20 protein-coding genes, 1 pseudogene and 1 riboswitch are annotated in these 18,294 nt (G+C 39.2%); of the genes and pseudogenes, 2 read left to right on the forward strand and 19 right to left on the reverse strand.

The genetic code is table 11. The features are described 5' to 3' along the window. The 18 genes and pseudogenes from CUC15_RS12500 to CUC15_RS12580 all read right to left on the reverse strand — a co-directional run bounded on the left by CUC15_RS12500 (nt 1) and on the right by CUC15_RS12580 (nt 15,734). On the reverse strand, nt 1-438 hold the full coding sequence (locus CUC15_RS12500; RefSeq protein ID WP_114916973.1) for a PilW family protein: 438 nt from the start codon (nt 436-438) through the stop codon (nt 1-3). Between the two features lie 25 nt (nt 439-463). Then, nucleotides 464-901 (reverse strand): PulJ/GspJ family protein, encoded by a 438-nt coding sequence (locus tag CUC15_RS12505; RefSeq protein WP_114916974.1) that lies wholly within the window; start codon nt 899-901, stop codon nt 464-466. 67 nt (nt 902-968) lie between these two features. Next, nucleotides 969-1,691 carry a hypothetical protein gene (locus CUC15_RS12510; protein WP_114916975.1) on the reverse strand — a complete coding sequence of 241 codons (723 nt, stop codon included), beginning with the start codon at nt 1,689-1,691 and terminating at the stop codon, nt 969-971. Further along, the gene (locus tag CUC15_RS12515) at nt 1,684-2,280 is read right to left on the reverse strand and encodes a hypothetical protein (protein WP_114916976.1); all 597 of its coding nucleotides are present in this window, start codon (nt 2,278-2,280) and stop codon (nt 1,684-1,686) included. The genes CUC15_RS12510 and CUC15_RS12515 overlap by 8 nt, the downstream gene beginning before the upstream one ends. Continuing rightward, complete coding sequence (pilM, locus tag CUC15_RS12520) at nt 2,264-3,304, reverse strand: type IV pilus biogenesis protein PilM (RefSeq protein ID WP_114916977.1); 1,041 nt, start codon at nt 3,302-3,304, stop codon at nt 2,264-2,266. Before pilM ends, CUC15_RS12515 begins: the two co-directional genes overlap by 17 nt. 219 nt (nt 3,305-3,523) lie before the next feature. After that, a complete protein-coding gene (locus CUC15_RS12525) occupies nt 3,524-3,967 on the reverse strand; it encodes a type II secretion system protein (protein ID WP_205317604.1) in 444 nt (147 codons plus the stop codon). An 87-nt stretch (nt 3,968-4,054) separates the two neighbouring features. Beyond that, on the reverse strand, nt 4,055-5,266 hold the full coding sequence (locus CUC15_RS12530) for a type II secretion system F family protein (protein WP_114916978.1): 1,212 nt from the start codon (nt 5,264-5,266) through the stop codon (nt 4,055-4,057). Next, nucleotides 5,266-6,309 (reverse strand): type IV pilus twitching motility protein PilT, encoded by a 1,044-nt coding sequence (locus CUC15_RS12535; protein ID WP_114916979.1) that lies wholly within the window; start codon nt 6,307-6,309, stop codon nt 5,266-5,268. Before CUC15_RS12535 ends, CUC15_RS12530 begins: the two co-directional genes overlap by 1 nt. A 12-nt stretch (nt 6,310-6,321) precedes the next feature. Next, entirely contained in the window at nt 6,322-7,977 is a 1,656-nt protein-coding gene (locus CUC15_RS12540; RefSeq protein WP_114916980.1) for a GspE/PulE family protein, read from the reverse strand. A 3-nt stretch (nt 7,978-7,980) separates the two neighbouring features. Continuing rightward, nucleotides 7,981-9,522 (reverse strand): G5 domain-containing protein, encoded by a 1,542-nt coding sequence (locus CUC15_RS12545; protein WP_114916981.1) that lies wholly within the window; start codon nt 9,520-9,522, stop codon nt 7,981-7,983. 93 nt (nt 9,523-9,615) lie between these two features. Continuing rightward, nucleotides 9,616-9,696, reverse strand: a riboswitch (cyclic di-GMP riboswitch). Between the two features lie 215 nt (nt 9,697-9,911). Further along, entirely contained in the window at nt 9,912-10,382 is a 471-nt protein-coding gene (locus CUC15_RS20720; RefSeq protein WP_341457156.1) for a prepilin peptidase, read from the reverse strand. Between the two features lie 18 nt (nt 10,383-10,400). Beyond that, nucleotides 10,401-10,670: pseudogene (locus CUC15_RS20725) on the reverse strand (prepilin peptidase); the annotation flags it as partial. Between the two features lie 280 nt (nt 10,671-10,950). Continuing rightward, nucleotides 10,951-11,631, reverse strand: coding sequence for a metal-dependent hydrolase (locus CUC15_RS12555; RefSeq protein ID WP_114916983.1), 681 nt, complete (start codon nt 11,629-11,631; stop codon nt 10,951-10,953). A 76-nt stretch (nt 11,632-11,707) separates the two neighbouring features. Then, nucleotides 11,708-13,270 carry a polyamine aminopropyltransferase gene (locus tag CUC15_RS12560; protein WP_242985845.1) on the reverse strand — a complete coding sequence of 521 codons (1,563 nt, stop codon included), beginning with the start codon at nt 13,268-13,270 and terminating at the stop codon, nt 11,708-11,710. Between the two features lie 63 nt (nt 13,271-13,333). Beyond that, nucleotides 13,334-13,729: a DUF350 domain-containing protein gene (locus tag CUC15_RS12565; RefSeq protein WP_114916985.1), complete on the reverse strand. Its 396-nt coding sequence runs from the start codon at nt 13,727-13,729 to the stop codon at nt 13,334-13,336. A 15-nt stretch (nt 13,730-13,744) separates the two neighbouring features. Beyond that, nucleotides 13,745-14,368 (reverse strand): DUF4247 domain-containing protein, encoded by a 624-nt coding sequence (locus CUC15_RS12570; RefSeq protein WP_114916986.1) that lies wholly within the window; start codon nt 14,366-14,368, stop codon nt 13,745-13,747. 154 nt (nt 14,369-14,522) lie between these two features. After that, entirely contained in the window at nt 14,523-15,191 is a 669-nt protein-coding gene (locus tag CUC15_RS12575; protein WP_114916987.1) for a PspA/IM30 family protein, read from the reverse strand. Nucleotides 15,192-15,221: 30 nt separating this feature from the next. Beyond that, a complete protein-coding gene (locus CUC15_RS12580; protein ID WP_114916988.1) occupies nt 15,222-15,734 on the reverse strand; it encodes a DUF4178 domain-containing protein in 513 nt (170 codons plus the stop codon). Between the two features lie 534 nt (nt 15,735-16,268). On the opposite strand from CUC15_RS12580, the gene CUC15_RS12590 reads away from it, so the two are divergent. Then, the gene (locus CUC15_RS12590) at nt 16,269-17,366 is read left to right on the forward strand and encodes a M24 family metallopeptidase (protein ID WP_114916990.1); all 1,098 of its coding nucleotides are present in this window, start codon (nt 16,269-16,271) and stop codon (nt 17,364-17,366) included. 75 nt (nt 17,367-17,441) lie between these two features. Here the strand turns inward: CUC15_RS12590 and CUC15_RS20275 are convergent, their stop codons facing one another. Continuing rightward, on the reverse strand, nt 17,442-17,603 hold the full coding sequence (locus tag CUC15_RS20275) for a hypothetical protein (RefSeq protein ID WP_205317605.1): 162 nt from the start codon (nt 17,601-17,603) through the stop codon (nt 17,442-17,444). A gap of 127 nt (nt 17,604-17,730) precedes the next feature. On the opposite strand from CUC15_RS20275, the gene CUC15_RS12595 reads away from it, so the two are divergent. Further along, nucleotides 17,731-18,159, forward strand: coding sequence for a universal stress protein (locus tag CUC15_RS12595; RefSeq protein ID WP_114916991.1), 429 nt, complete (start codon nt 17,731-17,733; stop codon nt 18,157-18,159). The last annotated feature ends 135 nt before the right edge of the window (nt 18,160-18,294 follow it).

Below are 18,294 nucleotides of genomic sequence, written 5' to 3' on the forward strand. Positions count from 1 at the left end.
TTACTCCGTATTTTTATATCTTGAAATTATTGTTGTAATTTCTACTACTATATTTTCGTTCTCGGAATCTTGAATTCTGAAATTGGATAAATCAACATTTTCTATATTAGGATCGATTTTCTTTCTATCATAAGTACTTTCAGTCTTATAAACATATCCACTACTTAAAACTTCCATTTTTTTATTCGCACAATCCTCCGCTACGGCTACTTCACTTTCCGTTATCGAAAGTACATAACATTCGCCATTTCTATGGATACGTTGAAGGTCTGTAATGATATAATTGGCCTCTTGTTGTAGTTGCGTTTTCTTAGTTTCCACTGAACTATATTCCATAGACATCATAACTACTGTATAGATGATTCCCATAAATAAAGAGGAGATAACGAGGGTTGCTAGAACTTCGATGAGCGTAATCCCTTTTTCATTATTCATCATCAATTACATCACCTCTTCAAATAGTTTAAAGAGAACACGTTATCTCGGCATTCTTCAAATAGCCAAATGTCTCACTGATCATTTTTTCATTTTTCATTACTTTAATGTGAATTTGATTCAGTTTTACTGAATCATTATGTTCATTTTTATTCAAATCCTCTACTGGGTCGTAAATAATTTCATAATCATAGCCATCTTGCACTTTTTCATAGATAAATTGAGGGTTTTCACAACTAGTTTTATTATACGGCGGATTGGATAATAGATTTGGAGATTCTTTTAATAATACTAACTCAACTCTAGCCAAGTTCATTGTCTCCAATTTTTCTTCCGTTTGCACATTTGATTTTGTCATTTGAGGGAAAATAGAAACAAAACCGATAAAAACGATTCCTAAAATGGTAATAGCAGCTAGAAGTTCTACCAGCGTCATTCCTCCTTGTTTCTTGATTTTATATGGCATTGTTCACCCCCCTTTAACTCCTTTAAAATATACTTTTTCTATATCATTTTTCATCGAAATCGTTCACTTACTCTTCTTCAAAATAAAACGTCGTAATATCTATTGTAGCTATAATAGATTCATCAACCTCGTCACCAAGCATCATCTCGCTTTCTGCAGGCTTATCAAATTCCAATCGAGTGACCATCATGATTCTTTCTTTCTTTTCTATTTCTTTAAGAAGGACCTGGAATTGTTCATAATTTGGTGAAGCTATGTCCATACTCACTGTAAATAAATGTAAGTTCTCCGGTTTTTCTGCCATATCAATAGGGGCTGTTTCAACTTCTTCTAAATCACTCTTAGACTCTTGATCTTCAGCTGATTCCGTTTCTTCAATCACTTCTTCCGTTTCAGTACTCTCCGTAACTTCGTTTTCTTCCTCTGCAACAACACGTTCTGGTAACAAACCATCATATGAAAATCTTAATTCATCAATTCGACTTCCGCTCACAAATTCGATCTCATTCAATGTTTTTACGAAGCTCTCAAGCTCTGGTGCTGTTGGCATGATATTTGCTAATTTCATATTTTCAATGTCCAGATCGAGTGAATCGTCACTACCCACATGTTCAAGTTGTGCATTGTATAATGCAATATCGCTTTGTAGCTCTGTGATCTGACTTTCCTGAGTCTTAAGATTGTTTGTCAATGGCTGATAGAATAAGAAATATGCCACAATAATTAAAACAAAGACTAATCCAAGTAGAAGGACGAAGGATCTCTTATTTTCTTGGAACAAACTATTCATCAGTTTCTTCCTCCTCAACTAAAGCTTCTTTATTAACTTCAAGCGAATAGTGAGCATGATTACGGGGAATAACTTCGTATCGTCTATCCATTTCCTCATCAATATCTTCCGTTTCATGATCAAATGTTTCTACTTCATCAATTACGACATTTTTCATATAGGCCGAGTTTGTCAGTGCTTCTACGTAGTTGGCAGTATCTGTAAGTACTTCAAATTGTGTTTCAACTTGTACCGTTTCATAATCATATAAAAAATAGCTTAAATAGCTACTTTCAGGCAGCAATACTATAAATTCATCCACTAGTGTTGAAGTAGGGACGACATACTGCTCTGCATAAGCAATCGCACCTTCTAACGTACTGGAATCATTCGTATTTAAAATATTTACCCTAGCTTCAAGCAATGTTTTTTCTTCTGTTAATTGGGATACATTGGCTTCTGCTTTTGTAAGTTCGCCATTAGTTGTTACGTAAAAACAGATGAGTGTGCCGGAAAGCAGTAAGCAGACCACCAGTCCAATAATAAATAATATAAAAGGAACATTATTATATCGCTCGTACTTCGGTAAGAGATTAACTTCTGGCTTCATCCGCTAATTCTCCCCCTTCTAACGCGAGCCCTAATGCTGGTATATAGAAGCTGCTAATTTCCTTAGCTTTTGTTTCATGGTTTTGCAACAAGTTGATTGGTAAGTCGCTCTGGCTTTTCACTTTTTGATAAAATTCCTGTTTGTTTGGATGGTCACCGAGAATAACGATATCAGTAACACCTTTTTCACCCTTATGTATGGAAAAACGATAGAAATTCATAATCCGCTCTAATTCCAATATCTGATCCCCGACAATACCTTTGATTACTGCCTCTTCTTCCTCAAAATTCCAATGAACTGGCTCATTAGGGAGATTGCTTGCTTTCCATCCCTTTAATTTCAAATCTAAATTCTGAAAGCGTAAAAACTCAAGCTGGTGATTGTGGAAAATACCGATATGAATAGATGTTACATTTAACTCAACAAAGAGGTAGCTATGACTAGTATCAATATGTTTCATCTGTTGATAATAACGGTAAATACCCAATGCCTTCACATCGGCAACAATTGGCTTCATCGATACGTCTACCAATATTTCCGTATACTTTGTCATTTCTTCTTCCGGCGCAGCAAATAATATACCTTGGTGCATTTCATTTAAGTTCTCCATCATTGTTTCTTTGCGATTCGGAGTTTCGAACGGGGGATAATGGATATCAAAAACCGGAGTTTTGAATGGCAGATGAATGCTTTTACCAATCTCTGTATCAAAGTATTCCTTAATTTCTTTTTTATTTTTCAAATGTGCAGGAAACTCAACCTGACGCATAATGACAAGTGAGTCAGGAACATAAAAACGAACAAGGCGATTTTTCAAGCCAAGTTCCTTTACTAATTCCTTCATAAAACTATAAAACTGAATTTCATCTGCAACTTTCCCGTGAACGATAATACCTGCTGGAAGTGGCTTTTCAGAAACCATTTTAATGGAGGAAATATTATGACCAGACGTTTCCACGATCCGCAGCACATAATCTTCAATTACGATGTTGATTACTTTTTTAGATTTTTTAAGCGAAAACATGATGTGAAATCACCTTTCTGTGACTAGGGTAGTTTGATAGTATTAAAGAATGATAGGCAATTCTTTTCACCAGCCCACCATTAGTATGATGAGATTGTGAAAGGAATTGACTATTAGGATAAGTTTTATTATGAATTTATATCTTCTTATTTGTTCACCAATATTTACAATACTTCTCAACCGTTATATGGTCGAAAAGTATTGTAAATTGAGACATAATTATTGACAGGCTGTTTCTCTTCCTTCAAGGAGTTCTGCTTCTGTAGAAGCAGTGATTGCACATTCAGTATTATCATCTGAGCTTGAGAGGGTAACTGAATAATTTCCATCTATACTTGAAACAGTTGCAGTATCGTATTCACCCTTAGTCCATGGATCTACTAAAGTATCAAGTGTCTCAAGTCCACCCGTTCCATCAGTTCCTGGATTTACATTAAAATCCGTCCCAATTTCAGTACCACTAGCTTCGGCCAATTTGGCTGCTGATACTATTTGTTGTGCATTTGCCACGTGCGCATCCTGCCTAGAATTCTCCATAACATTCCCAATCGCCACAAACGCAATCGCCCCAACAATCGCCAAAATAACAACAACAGCAAGTAGCTCAACCAATGTCAATCCTCGTTCATCTTTTTTCAATCTTTGCAGAATTTTTTTCATCATTAAATCCTCCTATTTTTTATTATGTAATAGACCCAGTTAATAACTCTTTTTCCCTCTTCCCCCATCACCTCCCTAAAGTCTCAATTCTTACATCTCGCCATAAATCGAGAACATCGGCACCATAATCGCAATAACAATAAATCCAACAACCCCAGCAAGAATAACAATCATCAACGGTTCAATCAGTGATTTCAACGTATCAACAGTTCGGTCGACATCTTCCTCATAAAAATCTGCAACCTTTGCAAGCATGAAGTCAAGCTGCCCTGTTTGTTCGCCAATCGCAATCATTTGAGCAACGAGTGGCGGGAATACCCAGCTTTTTTCGATTGGCTCAGAAAGCGGCCGCCCTTGTTCTAGACTGTCTCGTGATGCAAGGACAACTCTGCCGATGACGGGATTGCCAACGACTTTTTCTACTATCGTAAGTGCCTGCAAAATTGGCACAGAGCTTGCGAACAGCGATGACAATGTTCGTGTCATCCGAGCGATTGCTGATTTTTGCAGCAGCTTGCCAAACACTGGCATTTTAAATAACGCCATGTGTACCGAGTAATGAAAAACTTTGTTGTTTCGATAGAAATATAGAAAGACAGCGATTCCTACAAATACAACTAACATGCCAAACAACCAGGAATTCCGAATAAAATCACTCATACTCACAACAAGCTGGGTAATCGCTGGTAATTCACTCCCCATGTCTTCAAACATCGTCGTGAATTGTGGAACAATCGTTAGCATTAGGAAAATAACGACCGCAACAACGACAACTGATAGAATCACTGGATACGCCATCGTTGATTGAATCTTCTTTTTCAAGGAGTTTTGTTTTTCAAAATAGCTTGCAAGTCTGTCCAATGTGCTATCAATATTTCCTGTGAGTTCCCCTGCTCGAACCATGTTTACAAACAGCGACGGGAAAACTTTTGGAAACTTAGCTACTGAATCGGAGAAGGAATGCCCTTCTTTAATCTCGGACTCTACTTGAAAGAGTGTCTTCTTTAACCCTTTGCTTTCGGTTTGGGCTGCTAATATATTTGTTGCCTGGACAATCGAAATTCCTGCACGAATCAAGGTAGCGAACTGGCGGCAGTAGATTACAAAATCCTCGGACTTTACTGTACTTCCACCTATCGCAATATCACGATTGAAGATCGTTGCCTTCGTTTCCGTAACTTCACGAGGGCTAATGCTTTTCTCTCGAAGCTCGGAGATTGCTTGACTTCTTGACACACTTTCAATCGTCCCGCGCTTCATCGTTCCCTTCTTCGTTCTTCCGACATATTTATAAACTGGCATTAATATTCACCTGAATTTGCTATGTAGGGGCTTGCATCGCCAAAGGATAGCATTCCTTCGTCAAGAAGTTCTCGAACGGACATTTCTAACGTATGCATCCCTGCTGCACGGCTCGTCTGCAAAATATTTGTAATCTGATCAACCTTCTCATTGCGTACTAAATTGGCAACCGATGGCAAATTGATTAAAATCTCAGTCGCAGCAATTCTGCCGCTTCCGTCTGCCCTTCGCAGTAACCGCTGGGAAATAATCCCCTCAAGGACGGATGCAAGCTGAATCCGAATTTGCGGCTGCTGAAATGGTGGGAACACATCGATAATCCGGTCAATCGTTTGTGCTGCACTGGTCGTATGTAACGTTGCTAGCACGAGATGTCCCGTTTCCGCTGCCGTAATTGCAGTGGAAATCGTTTCATAATCACGCATTTCTCCGACTAAAATAATATCCGGATCCTGGCGGAGCGCCGCACGCAGCCCGTTTGCGAAGCTTTCGGTATCCATGCCAACCTCACGCTGGTTAACGATTGACCTCTGATGATGATGCTCATATTCAATCGGATCCTCGAGTGTTATGACATGCTTTGCACTGCTCTGATTAATATAATCAATTATCGCTGCTAACGTTGTTGATTTACCAGAACCGGTTGGGCCAGTAACTAAAATCAGTCCCTGGGGCTTCTTTGCTAAATCTTTTAAAATTTGTGGCATCCCCAATTGCTCGATACTCGGAATTTGATTCGGAATCACCCTGGCAACGATGCCGACTTTTTGTCGCTGATGGTATGTATTGACACGAAAACGCGATACATTTTCAATCATATAAGAAAAATCGAGCTCGCCGATTTCGATGAATCGATTCCAGTCAGACTCCTTGATAATTGCCTTGGCCATCTTCTCGGTATCCTCGGAAGATAGTATCGTGTCCCCTTGAGGAACAAGCTCGCCATTCAGTCGGAAAATTGGCCTTGATCCTGCCGTAATATGTAAATCAGATGCACCTTTTCCATATGCTTGTTCCAATAATCCTTCAATTGTCTCGTGCATGATTTACTCCTCCTATTCTGCTCGGGTCACGCGGAGGACTTCTTCTGTCGTCGTTAATCCTTGTGCCACCTTTAATAGTCCATCATCAATGAGAAACGGCATTCCCATTTGTTTCGCATAATCGCGGATAGCTGCCATGCTAGCTGCTTTCATGACAAGCCGATTGATCTCATCGTCAATGGGCAGAATTTCATGGATTGCTAGCCTACCGCGATATCCAGTCCCATTACAGCTCGGACAGCCTCTGCCGTGTTTGATTGCACCAGCTTCAATGCCCGCTTGCTGGAAAATCTCCTGTTCTCGTGCTGTTGGTAATACTTCCTCCGCACAATCTCTGCATATACGACGAACTAGGCGCTGTCCCACTACACCAGCAAGTGATGAAGAAATGAGAAATGGTTCAATTCCCATATCGATTAACCTTGTTAGCGCAGCGATTGCACTGTTAGTGTGCAGTGTACTTAATACTAAATGCCCTGTCAGTGAGGCACGAATCGCAATTTGTGCCGTCTCGAAATCACGAATTTCCCCGATCATAATGATGTCTGGATCCTGACGTAAAATCGAGCGTAATCCACTCGCAAATGTCATACCGACTTCTTCCTTAACCTGTACTTGGTTAATGCCACGCAAACGATATTCAACGGGATCCTCAATCGTAATAATGTTGACTTCCTCTGAGTTCAAACGGTTCAATGCTGCATAAAGTGTGGAAGATTTTCCTGATCCAGTTGGACCTGTAATAAGAACAATTCCATTTGGCTTTTCAATCATTTTCGTGAATTTCACCAAGTTATCAGGTGTCAATCCTAATTTATCAAGCTGATCCATTGAACTTCCCAAATCAAGTATCCGCATTACAATTTTTTCTCCGTAGACAGATGGCAACGAGGAAATTCGAATATCGATTGGTCGATTATTAATATCTACTTTTATCCGGCCATCCTGTGGTATTCGATTTTCAGTGATATTCAGATTCCCCATAATCTTAATTCGGGCAATTAGCACATTTTGCATATATTTCGGCAATGCTCGTTCTGTTTTTAGAACACCATCCACACGATATCGAACGGTTAGATCTACTTCTTGTGGATCAAGGTGGATATCACTTGCCCGCTGTGCAACAGCATTCGTTATTATTTGATTAACAAGTTTTACAATCGGTGAATCCTCATCGGTAATCCCAGTTTCATCCATGCTTTCCTCTCGTGAATAATCATCCATTACTTCATTGATGGATTCCTGCAGATCATAGTACTTTGTCACCATTCGGTACAAAGCGTCCTTGGTCGCAATACCAGGCATAATCTGATAGCCTGTCGCCATGCGAAGCTCTTCCATCGCAAAGTAGTCCATTGGATCTGCCATCGCCACAAATAATTTATTGCCATCGATGCGAATTGGTAGCAATAAGTGACGCTTTGCTAACTCTTTTGGTACGAGTTGAATGGTTTCTTGTTCGACCGGATATTGTGCCACATTAATGTGTGGAATACCCAACTGGAATTCAAGCACTTCAATTAGCTGCTGTTCGGTTATGTAACCTTCTCTCAGCAGTGCATCTCCTAATTTCTCGTCTTCACCTTTATTTGCTAGTGTCCCTGCCAATTGATCGTCTGTTATTAACCCTGACTCAACAAGTAAGTCCCCTAATCGTTTACGTGCCATTATTTACTGCACCTCTTCTTCATTTATTGCCCCAGATGGAATTTCCTCATGTTGGATTACACTCTCTGTTTCTTCCGTTTGAGTTAGTATGTCTTCATTGCCAAACAGGCTCATGAAGACATACAAATACATCAAGTCACAATATGGGTTACTCTCTGCTTCTTCTGTTGCAACATCAGTTTCCTGCTCTGGATCTCTGGTAGCAGACTCCGTTTCATTTTCCATCATACAAGCGAGCAGCAGAGTACTTGGATCTGTCTCACTTTCCTCACATTGTACTTGGTCCGTTGTAGTACATTCTGGACTCGTACTTGGCAGCAGATCAGACGTGAGTGAATCAAGACTTAGCTGTGGTATTGTCGTTGATTCTTCGGGAGCCGCTGTCTCCGTTGCTACATCCTCTTCTGGAATTACTCCTTCTGTTGACACTTCGATAATTTCTGGTGTTGGAAAATAGAAATCTCTGCTAATTAACTCATGTTCGTTGATACTTCCGTCTTCTGCAAGCTCATTCCGGTATACTTCGATTTGTACTCCTGGTTCCCCTTGCTGCACTACTTCCTCTTCCCCTAAATCTAAGTCAGGATTATAGCGATACAATGTTCTTGGCTCGACATCGACTTTGTTTTCAAACTCATATGTGTATGTAATATCCTCTGGAAAAGAATGAATCGACATCTTCATTTGCTGTTCATCGATGCTTGCATGGACGGTATAAGCATATGCATTTGGGTTATACAGCAATAGATTTTTCTTTGTTTCTCGATTTACTTCAACGTCCAAACCTGCCTCGGCATAGCTCGTCACTTTCTTCTGTTGATGACGTTCGGTGATTTCGACATTCGTTTGCAATGTTAACGCATATAATCCGGAAGCAACGAAGCTCATTTCAACCTCCGAATTGTCCATGCCATTCGGTAAGGAAACCGTATCTAAGAATGAAAATGCACTTTCCGCTTCAATGGTAAGTCCATTAAGCTCTTCAACTAAATAATTAATCGCTGCATTGGATGCTTCTGGAATACTATAGGTAATTTCGGCAATAGCCTCTTGCTCGATAATTGCACCATCTATGTATTTAATATTGATATTACTTTCTTCCAAATTACTTACGATTAATGCTGCATTTGCCAAGGTTTTTTCCACGTCAACATGTGCTGGCCAGTCAATCGCATCATTTGCTATCGAGACTTCTAACGGGAGCTGCACATTCTTTAGCTTCATAAAAAAAGTTGACCAATTTCGTTCCGTCCGCTCATCAAGCTGTTTTAATGTAGCATCAATGTCAAACTGAAATAAATGACGGGGAATCGCTATGCTTTCATATTCACTCACAGCAATGACTGGCTCACCGCTTTGCCATTCCGCCACTTTCGACTCTAGCTTCTGCTTTGCTTCCTCTAGTGATAAACCTTCTAACGGTATACCAGCAATTGCAGAGCCTTCTGAAACTTTTCCAGCTGCTTCGACAACTTCATTCGGTAATAAGTAAATAATCAGAAAGGCAAGAGCAATCTTTACTATAGGATTTTTCAATAATTTCATAGTAGATAACTTCCTTCTCAATCACTAAATGACGTAATTTTCGAACATTTATACATAATGAAAAAACCTTACATATCAGCACTTCACGCATTCTATGAAAGGTCGGTTGCACCACTAGCTCCATACGATATAGGTACCCATATATAATCGTATTTCATCACTTCATCTATCATTTTACTAGTTCAATAGTATCAATTGGTAAAAATTGTGTCAACTAAAAAACTGAGCCAAAATAACTACTTAAAATCACAACGCTTACAACTCTAGTACTATTAGCACATTAGCCAATTATTAATTTAATGTAAAATTCAATTATGTGGTAAGTTTTGCTAAGTGAAGAGGGATTTCCTTCCTTTGATTAAGTGTTAAAGGGAAATAGAAATCCCCCTTTAGACCATTAACCCCAAATACCAATCAATCAGCAAATCTCCATAAAAATAAGCAATCAACGCTGCCAATACAATATACGGTCCAAATGGCACAGGCTGTTTACGTTTAATGATTTTAAATACCATTAGCAACATCCCAATTATCGCACCAAGTAAACACGAAAGGAAGAATGCAAGCAGCACTTTCTCAACACCAAGGACAACACCGAGAACAGCAAATAATTTCATATCACCTGCACCCATACCTCCACGACTAACAAGGATTATGATTGCTAGAATTAAGGCAATGACGATTGCCCCAACAATTGGCGACCACCATGGATCTAGCGGTTGAATCAGCCTTGTGATAATCAGTAATGGCAAGAAAAAGAGTAATACTTTATTTTGAATGACCATGTATGTAACATCAGAAACGAGAATAATCATCAGCATCGAAACGAGTAATAATGCCGTAATTAATTCCCATTCCAAGCCGATTTCCCAAAAGCTAAAGGCAAACAGAAAGCCTGTCAGCAATTCAATTGACGGATAAATGAAGGATATTTGTGTTTTACAATGACGGCATTTTCCTCTTTGTATAAGGAATGAAAAGACAGGAATAAGCTCATACCATGAGAGCTGATGCTTGCAGGAGGGACAATAAGAACGGTCATTAACAAAGGTTTCATTTTTTGGAGAACGTAAGCCGACAACATTATAAAACGAGCCAAACGTGATGCCAAATAGAAAAAAGAATAGAGCAAATAATAGTTGGATGATAAACGCTTCCTTTCAAAAAATGTAAAATATAGGTAAAAAGTATCACAAACCAAATTATAGCAACATTCAATTATAAAGAAAACAATTTTTTCCATTCATGGTCCTTTATTCGCTCACTTGTTTGTCAAATATCGCGTTATGTGGATATATCGGCGTGTTTCGGGTGGATATCGGCGTATTTTCATATATATCGGTATTTCCTCAGTAGCACCACACCCACGTAGCCAAACATCCTCACGCAAAAAAATAACGCGAGCCATACAGCTCGCGTCACCTCTAATTATAGTTCAATACTATCGCCAATCTCCATTGCCCGTCCCTCACCCGTTCTGACTTGACTCGCAAACGTATAGGGGTCCTGCTTAATAACAGGAAATGTATTATAATGGATTGGCACGACAATCTTAGCATTAATCCAATCCGCGGCTACAAGCGCATCGTCCGGTCCCATCGTAAAATTATCGCCAATTGGTATAAATGCTGCATCTATCTCATTCATCTCACCATATATTTTTAAATCGGTAAATAGTGCTGTGTCACCTAAGTGGTAAATCGTTTTTCCTTCAGCGGTATACAGAATTCCACCTGGCATGCCACCATAGATGACAGTTCCACTTTCTTCGACATAGGAAGATCCATGGAATGCCTGAGTGAATTTTACACGTCCAAAGTCAAAATGATAGGAACCGCCAATATGCATTCCATGTACTTTTAATCCCTTAGAACCGAAGTAATCTGCAAGTTCATTTGGTGCGACAACAAGCGCATTATTCCGTTTTGCAATGTCAAGAGTATCACCAACATGATCATTATGTCCATGTGTTAATAAAATCACGTCCGCTTTAATTGTACTCTCATCCAAGTCGCATGCTGGATTTCCCGAAATAAACGGATCAATTAAAATCGTATGTGTCCCTGTTTCGACCTTTACTACTGAATGTCCATGATAAGATACTTTCATCAATTATATCTCCCTTTCTATTAGATAATCTTCTACTTAACTATTCCACAAGAACCCTGCCTATTCCTCTACCCTATTAATAGTTTTTCCATGCATTCTCATATAGTTGAATTAAATGTGGATCAATTAATGTATTAGGCTTTAATGTAACTGAATCACCGTTTTTATCCTCGATAATCGAGTCCTCGTCAGCACCAAAAGCCGTTAAACTCGGGAGCAGATCCGTTTTCAAAAATCGAGTTGGGATGGTAATATCAACTGTTTGAAGATCAATCTTCCCACGACTTGCCATCACAAATCCCCAGTTGCCGAAGCTTGGTACATCAACATGAAGATTTTCCGTATATAATCCCGCCGAGATGACGGTTTCAGCTATTGTCCAATATACTTCAGTTGCAAACACAGGGCTTGTCGCCTGAATCATCGCCGCTCCACCTGGAAGCAAATGATTACGGACAAGTGAATAAAATTCCTTCGTGTACAGCTTATTTAAGCTTTCGTCATTTGGATCTGGTAAATCGATAATAATTACATCGTACCATTCCTCTGATTCTTCTAAAAACTGAAAGGCATCCATATTTTTCACATCAACTTTATCATTTTGCAAAGCACCTTCATTTAATTTCAGCAGCCGCTCATTCGTATTCGCAAGCTCTGTCATCGCTGGATCAAGGTCGACCAAAGTAATATGCTTGACTTCATCATATTTCAGTACTTCCTTTGCGGCAATCCCGTCACCACCACCTAGAATCAGCACTTTTTCCGGATTCTCTGCATAGGCAATTGTCGGGTGGACGAGTACCTCATGGTAACGATATTCATCTGCCGAGCTAAATTGCAAGGAGCCATTTAAATAAAGCCGCACATCCTCATCTGCACCCTGTGTAAGAATAATTTTCTGGTAATTTGTTTCTTCCATAAGTAAAATTGGGTCCTGATATAGCTTTTGTTCAAAATTAAAGGCAGCAGCCTCGCCGAATAGCAAACCAATGATTAAAGCGACTAATATCACAATCCCACAAATGGCATGTACCAAGAACTTACGTATTTCTTTTCGGAATAGCCATAACACGGTTAATGCTACAAGAACATTAACACAGCCTACTAGAAATGCCGATTTCACCATGCCAAACTGCGGGCGTAATAGGAAAACGAATAGCAGCCCACCAATTAGTCCACCAGCATAGTCAGAAAACAGTACCCTCGCTGTACTCTTATTTAATTTCACACCAATTTCATTTGCCTTGCGGATAAGGATTGGCAACTCAAATCCGGTTAACGCACCGACTAAAATCGTAATGAAATATAAATAAAATGCATCGGTTCCAGCAGGCGCATATGCGGTAATCCCAAACATCGTAAAGCTGGAAAATCCGCCGATCAGCCCTACACTGAATTCAACCCAAATAAAGGAAAGTATTAGATTTTTCATTACCTTCTCACTCAGGCTTGCACCAATTCCCATTCCCGTTAAAAACAGCGAAATTGTTAATGTATACTGTTTGACTCCATCACCTAATATGTACGATCCTAACGCACCAAACAGAACCTCAAAGATAATGCCACAAATTGAAACAATTCCAGATGACCAATAAATAATCGTGCTTTTTCTTATTGCTTCCTCATTCACTACAGACACCCCATTAAACGAAAATAAAAACAGCGGCCGAGCTTTGGCTGGCCGCCCATATCTTAAAACACATTATGTAATCGACGCACCAACAACGAGCGCAATCCCAATTGATACACTAAACGAAATAATACCAACCGCGATATTATTCTTCTTCAATTCATCTTCAACGGAAAATCTTCTTATCACCAAATTAACGAGCACATAGGCAATCATTTGCAGGACAACCCCAAATACTCCCCATATTACTGTTTCATAAATGTAATTGCTGTGATAAATTGCAAAGGCAAGAATGATACTTATGCCGACAATCTTCCCTGCAATCGATAGGGCGACAGCTGAATTGCCATTATGCACTTCTTCCATATCCTTATACTTTCTAGTTAAAAGTTCAAAAATAACGACCCCTATTAAAATGATAACAATCGAAATGAAAAAATATGCAATCGTTGCGATATATGCCTCCATCGATAATCCCTCCTTTTACTTTCCTGTGTTCGGACCGCCGCCCCTAAATGTCGTATTTCCTCGATTTGGTGTGCCATAACCAGAATATGTTCCGGAGTTCCGCTGGCTTCCCCAATTACTGCCAAAGATACTATCTAGAAGCCTAATTCCGAAATATGTTTGTAAAAAGCTTGGTGAATAATTTCTTTGTACAAATTGCTCTGTAGCAACTTCAATCAGCAATACATTCTCATCATCCACACTAGGCTTCAGCGTAACAAAATAATCCGGATAAATAAAGATTTGCTGCTGATCGATGACCTCACTAGTTTCCTCTGGCTCAACCTTCGACGTTAAAACACTAGCAAGTTCTTCTAAGGTAAATTCCTTCGTTGCATAGATTTCTGCTGTAGTGGACTCATCTGTCACAACGTCAACTAGAGGAAAGTTTGCCTCGATAATCGAATCGATTTGGCTACTCGGACTTGCAGCAATAGCAGCTTCAATTTCTTCTTTTCCAGATTCATCGGGAATACTCTCCGCTGTTATCGTGATTTCCTGTTGAATTCCTCGATCAGAATTATCCATAGGGGATGAGCAGGCAGTTAAATATAAGATAAATAATATAAAGCCACTAAGCATACACCATCTCTTTAACAACTTAATCCCCCTTTCGATAGGAAACCGGGCATTCGCCAAGTCATTAGGTGAATGCCATAGTTGCCCTATGCAGAAAGAAATATCGATATACTTTCTTACTGCGAACATAAGGGAGCAGTAATCACTGCTCCCTTATGTCAGATCCCATCATGCCTTATTCTTTACCCATTTTTTGTTTCAATGCAGCTAGTTCATCATCTACATCATTTTTAATTAAATCTTCAAATTCATCATCTAATGAACGGCTAGCCTGTGACAAGTCTTCACTTGTTTCTGCCTCTGCTTCAAAACGCATGACTTTCTCTTCCATACGCTCGAATCCACGCTTCGATGCATCATCGCCAATCGATGACATTGTACGATTTATTTTCGTACGTACTTGCGCAGATTCTGCACGTGCCTTAAGCGAATCGCGTTTTAAATTCATTTCTTGATATTCTTTCTTCATTTCATCTAAGCGTTCGCGAAGTAAATCTGCATCAGCCTTCGCTCTTTCCCAAGATTCATTTAATGCTACTGCTGTCGCATCATGATCCTTCTTATCTTGCAGTGCACGACGAGCTAAGTCATCATTACCAGCTTCAACAGCTTTTTCTGCTTGTTCTTGCCTTTTTTGTACTAATGCTAGTGCATCATTTGCTTTACGTTTCAGCATTTTCTCATTTGCGATTTGTTTTGCTACAGCCGCTTCTACTTCGCGAATGTCTTCTCCCATGTCACGCATGTACTGATCCAGCATTTTCACCGGATCCTCTGCTTTATCAAGCATTGCATTCAATTCTGAACCTACTACTGTTTTTACTCGTTTAAAAAATTTAAACATTTATTTTCCTCCTTTATATTATATCCTTCTTTAGATGGATCCTGCGATTATCTTGAGCTCATAAGGCTCAATCGCGAATCCGGTACTTACTTCAATTTCAGTGTCCCATGATTCTAACCCGAGAAAGTTCTCCTCTGAATCATCCTCATAATCAGCATAATGGGTTTCCATTCCATGCACATTAGAACTTCGACCTTCACCGATTACTCTCGCAACGCCCTCTTCCTCCAAATAATACGTTTTATTGTCATACGTCAACTTCTTCGGATATGGCTCAGACACTTGGAACTTCACCTTTTCATACATTGCCAGCTCAAGTTCATCATCCATTTCCACTGACAACCATAATGTCTTCTCTTCCCCTAGTAGCTGGTAATCATACCATTCATAGCTGCCATCTCGGAGTGTAATTTTTCCTACAACCTCGAAATCCTGTAATTCATAGGTGATGATATCGCCTACTTTCATATTAAGTACAGTTCTTTTTTCTGTTGTAGGCTGGTTTTGATCCTTTTTTGAAAAAAACTTTGAAAAAAATCCCATCAATTCACCTCTAGTTCATTTCGACGTTATAATAGTTATACGAATATAAATCAGAATGGTTTCAAAAAAAATATATAAATTTCTCATTTCATAAAGATTGTTGTAATTTTGATAAACTGCTAATTAGGTGTAACTTTGATTTAAGCTCCGGAGAGTCGCACCACCTTAAGGCAACGCGGTCTGCTCCATCGAAAGCAGTAATTTTTCCTGCAGGAGTCTCCTGTCCTGCTGCAATCAACAGCCATAAGAGAGGCAAATGCTGTTCTATCTCTAATAGGGGGATAGAACATATCATTACTGCACAATCCCAGCGGAGGAAATACACTGAGACTCCTGCGGGAGGAAGAGCTTTGGTGAGACTTCGAAGTGCGTCAGCACGAGAAGGCTCACCAGCCCTCCACGGAAAGCGTAGTGTATTTCCGTAGCGACTGGCCAGGAAGCATCCCTCTTAGTTCGTACCTTTAAATAAACCTTTTTGATAAACACACCTTACATTTGTTATACTAGTTATATTCTAACATAGAGGTGAAAACGTTGACTACTCGAATGGATAGCTTATTAACAGAAATTAACAAACAACAGATTGAAAGTGTGCTCGTTACATCAAAGGCAAACTTTTATTACTTAAGTAATTATTATACAGACCCACACGAACGTGTAATCGGCGTATACATTAGCAATAAATTAGACCCAATTCTAATCCTTCCCAAAATGGAAGCAGAAGATGCGAAAAATGCTGGGTGGAAAAATGAAATGATTGGCTATTATGATCACGAGGATCCATGGGAATTACTCCGCAGTCATTTAGAAAAAAATGGGGCTGCTCCAGCTTCAATTGCACTAGAACAGGATCATATTACATTAGAAAGATACCAAGCAATTAAGCGGATTTTACCGAATGCAGAAATATTTGATGCCAAAGAAATCTTAGCAAACCAACGTGTCATCAAAACGAAAAAGGAATATGCACTATTAAAACAAGCCGCACAGCTCGCTGATTTCGGTGTAGAAACTGGAGTAAAAGCAATTACTGAAGGAGTTACCGAATTAGAACTGATTGCAAAGATTGAATATGAATTAAAAAGACAAGGTGTACAAGAAATGTCATTCTCTACGATGGCCCTTTCCGGGATAAAAACTGCATCCCCACATGGTAATCCATCGAATAAGAAAATTACTGCTGGTGACTTAGTCATGTTTGACCTTGGGGTTGTGTTTGAAGGCTATTGCTCCGACATAACAAGAACCGTTGCTTTCAAATCAATTACGGATGAACAGAAGAATATTTACGAAACTGTTCTTGCAGCAGAGCAAAATGCAATCGATATTTCACAATTAGGGACAGCAGTTGGTAATATTGATAAAGCTGCGAGATCTACAATTGAACAGGCTGGATATGGTGAATATTTCACACACAGAATTGGCCATGGTCTAGGAATTGAAACGCATGAATATCCATCAATGCATGGTAATAACGAACTTGCGCTTGTTGAAGGCATGTGCTTCACAATCGAGCCAGGAATTTATATTCCGAATACTGGCGGTGTTCGGATTGAGGATATGATTTTCACAACAGAAAAAGGACCTGAAATCCTCACCGCATATCCAAAAGAATTGCAAATCATTAAATAAGGCTGTTAAAAATGAACCTTAAACATGTAAAGCGGCTCGTCGAATCGAACGACGAGCCGCTTTCATTGAACAACTTTATTTTTTTGCATTATTAAACTTGTGTATCCCTCGATTATTTGTAAGTTGATCTTCTACTACACCGCTTTGATAACTTTCGAATAACTGGTTTTGTACAGCTGCCACACCCTCAGGATCTAATTCATAATTACTTGATATTTTACCTTGTTTTTTTGACAAATGACCCACCTCCGTAGGCGTAGTTTGTCCAATAAAAATGAAAAATAATGGGTTCCTTTTCTTCCATTTTTTGTTTGAAGCGTTTCCTGATAGGGTATATACTTAAAGGGAAAGGGGAGGAATAATCATGGAATATAATAATATCGTAGTAGCTGTAGATGGTTCAGAAGCCGCAGAAAAAGCATTCAAAAAATCACTAGACATTGCAAAAAGAAATAATGCGCGATTGATACTTGCACATGTTGTTGATTCACGTACCTTTGCAACTGCTGAAGCATATGACCGTTCGCTTGCTGAGCGTGCTGAACAATACGCAAAGGAACTACTTGACTCTTACGTTGAAAATGCGAAAACAGCAGGTGTTACTGATTTAGTTCGCTGCATTGAATATGGATCTCCCAAAGTGAAAATCACAAAAAACATTGCTAAGGATTTTAAAGCTGACCTCATCATTTGTGGTGCAACAGGTATGAACGCAGTGGAACGATTCTTAATCGGAAGTGTTTCCGAAAGCATTACAAGATATGCTGAATGTGACGTATTGGTTGTACGATAATAAATCATACTGTTCTATTAAAAATAAAATAACATTTCTTTTTTACACTAAGGCTGTCACCTTAAAACATGGTGACAGCCTTAGTTGTACTTATCAGCAAGTAAGTGTATTTTACTTTGGTATTTCCTGTAACCG

The sequence above is a fragment of the Oceanobacillus zhaokaii genome (assembly GCF_003352005.1).
GTDB lineage: Bacteria > Bacillota > Bacilli > Bacillales > Amphibacillaceae > Oceanobacillus > Oceanobacillus zhaokaii.

Excerpts from the sequence above, each read along its gene's own strand:
- CUC15_RS12500 (WP_114916973.1), bottom strand. The coding sequence starts at position 438 with ATGATGAATAATGAAAAAGGGATTACGCTCATCGAAGTTCTAGCAACC.
- CUC15_RS12505 (WP_114916974.1), bottom strand. The coding sequence starts at position 901 with ATGCCATATAAAATCAAGAAACAAGGAGGAATGACGCTGGTAGAACTT.
- CUC15_RS12510 (WP_114916975.1), bottom strand. The coding sequence starts at position 1,691 with ATGAATAGTTTGTTCCAAGAAAATAAGAGATCCTTCGTCCTTCTACTT.
- CUC15_RS12515 (WP_114916976.1), bottom strand. The coding sequence starts at position 2,280 with ATGAAGCCAGAAGTTAATCTCTTACCGAAGTACGAGCGATATAATAAT.
- pilM (WP_114916977.1), bottom strand. The coding sequence starts at position 3,304 with ATGTTTTCGCTTAAAAAATCTAAAAAAGTAATCAACATCGTAATTGAA.
- CUC15_RS12525 (WP_205317604.1), bottom strand. The coding sequence starts at position 3,967 with ATGATGAAAAAAATTCTGCAAAGATTGAAAAAAGATGAACGAGGATTG.
- CUC15_RS12530 (WP_114916978.1), bottom strand. The coding sequence starts at position 5,266 with ATGCCAGTTTATAAATATGTCGGAAGAACGAAGAAGGGAACGATGAAG.
- CUC15_RS12535 (WP_114916979.1), bottom strand. The coding sequence starts at position 6,309 with ATGCACGAGACAATTGAAGGATTATTGGAACAAGCATATGGAAAAGGT.
- CUC15_RS12540 (WP_114916980.1), bottom strand. The coding sequence starts at position 7,977 with ATGGCACGTAAACGATTAGGGGACTTACTTGTTGAGTCAGGGTTAATA.
- CUC15_RS12545 (WP_114916981.1), bottom strand. The coding sequence starts at position 9,522 with ATGAAATTATTGAAAAATCCTATAGTAAAGATTGCTCTTGCCTTTCTG.
- CUC15_RS12555 (WP_114916983.1), bottom strand. The coding sequence starts at position 11,631 with ATGAAAGTATCTTATCATGGACATTCAGTAGTAAAGGTCGAAACAGGG.
- CUC15_RS12565 (WP_114916985.1), bottom strand. The coding sequence starts at position 13,729 with ATGGAGGCATATATCGCAACGATTGCATATTTTTTCATTTCGATTGTT.
- CUC15_RS12575 (WP_114916987.1), bottom strand. The coding sequence starts at position 15,191 with ATGTTTAAATTTTTTAAACGAGTAAAAACAGTAGTAGGTTCAGAATTG.
- CUC15_RS12580 (WP_114916988.1), bottom strand. The coding sequence starts at position 15,734 with ATGGGATTTTTTTCAAAGTTTTTTTCAAAAAAGGATCAAAACCAGCCT.
- CUC15_RS12595 (WP_114916991.1), top strand. The coding sequence starts at position 17,731 with ATGGAATATAATAATATCGTAGTAGCTGTAGATGGTTCAGAAGCCGCA.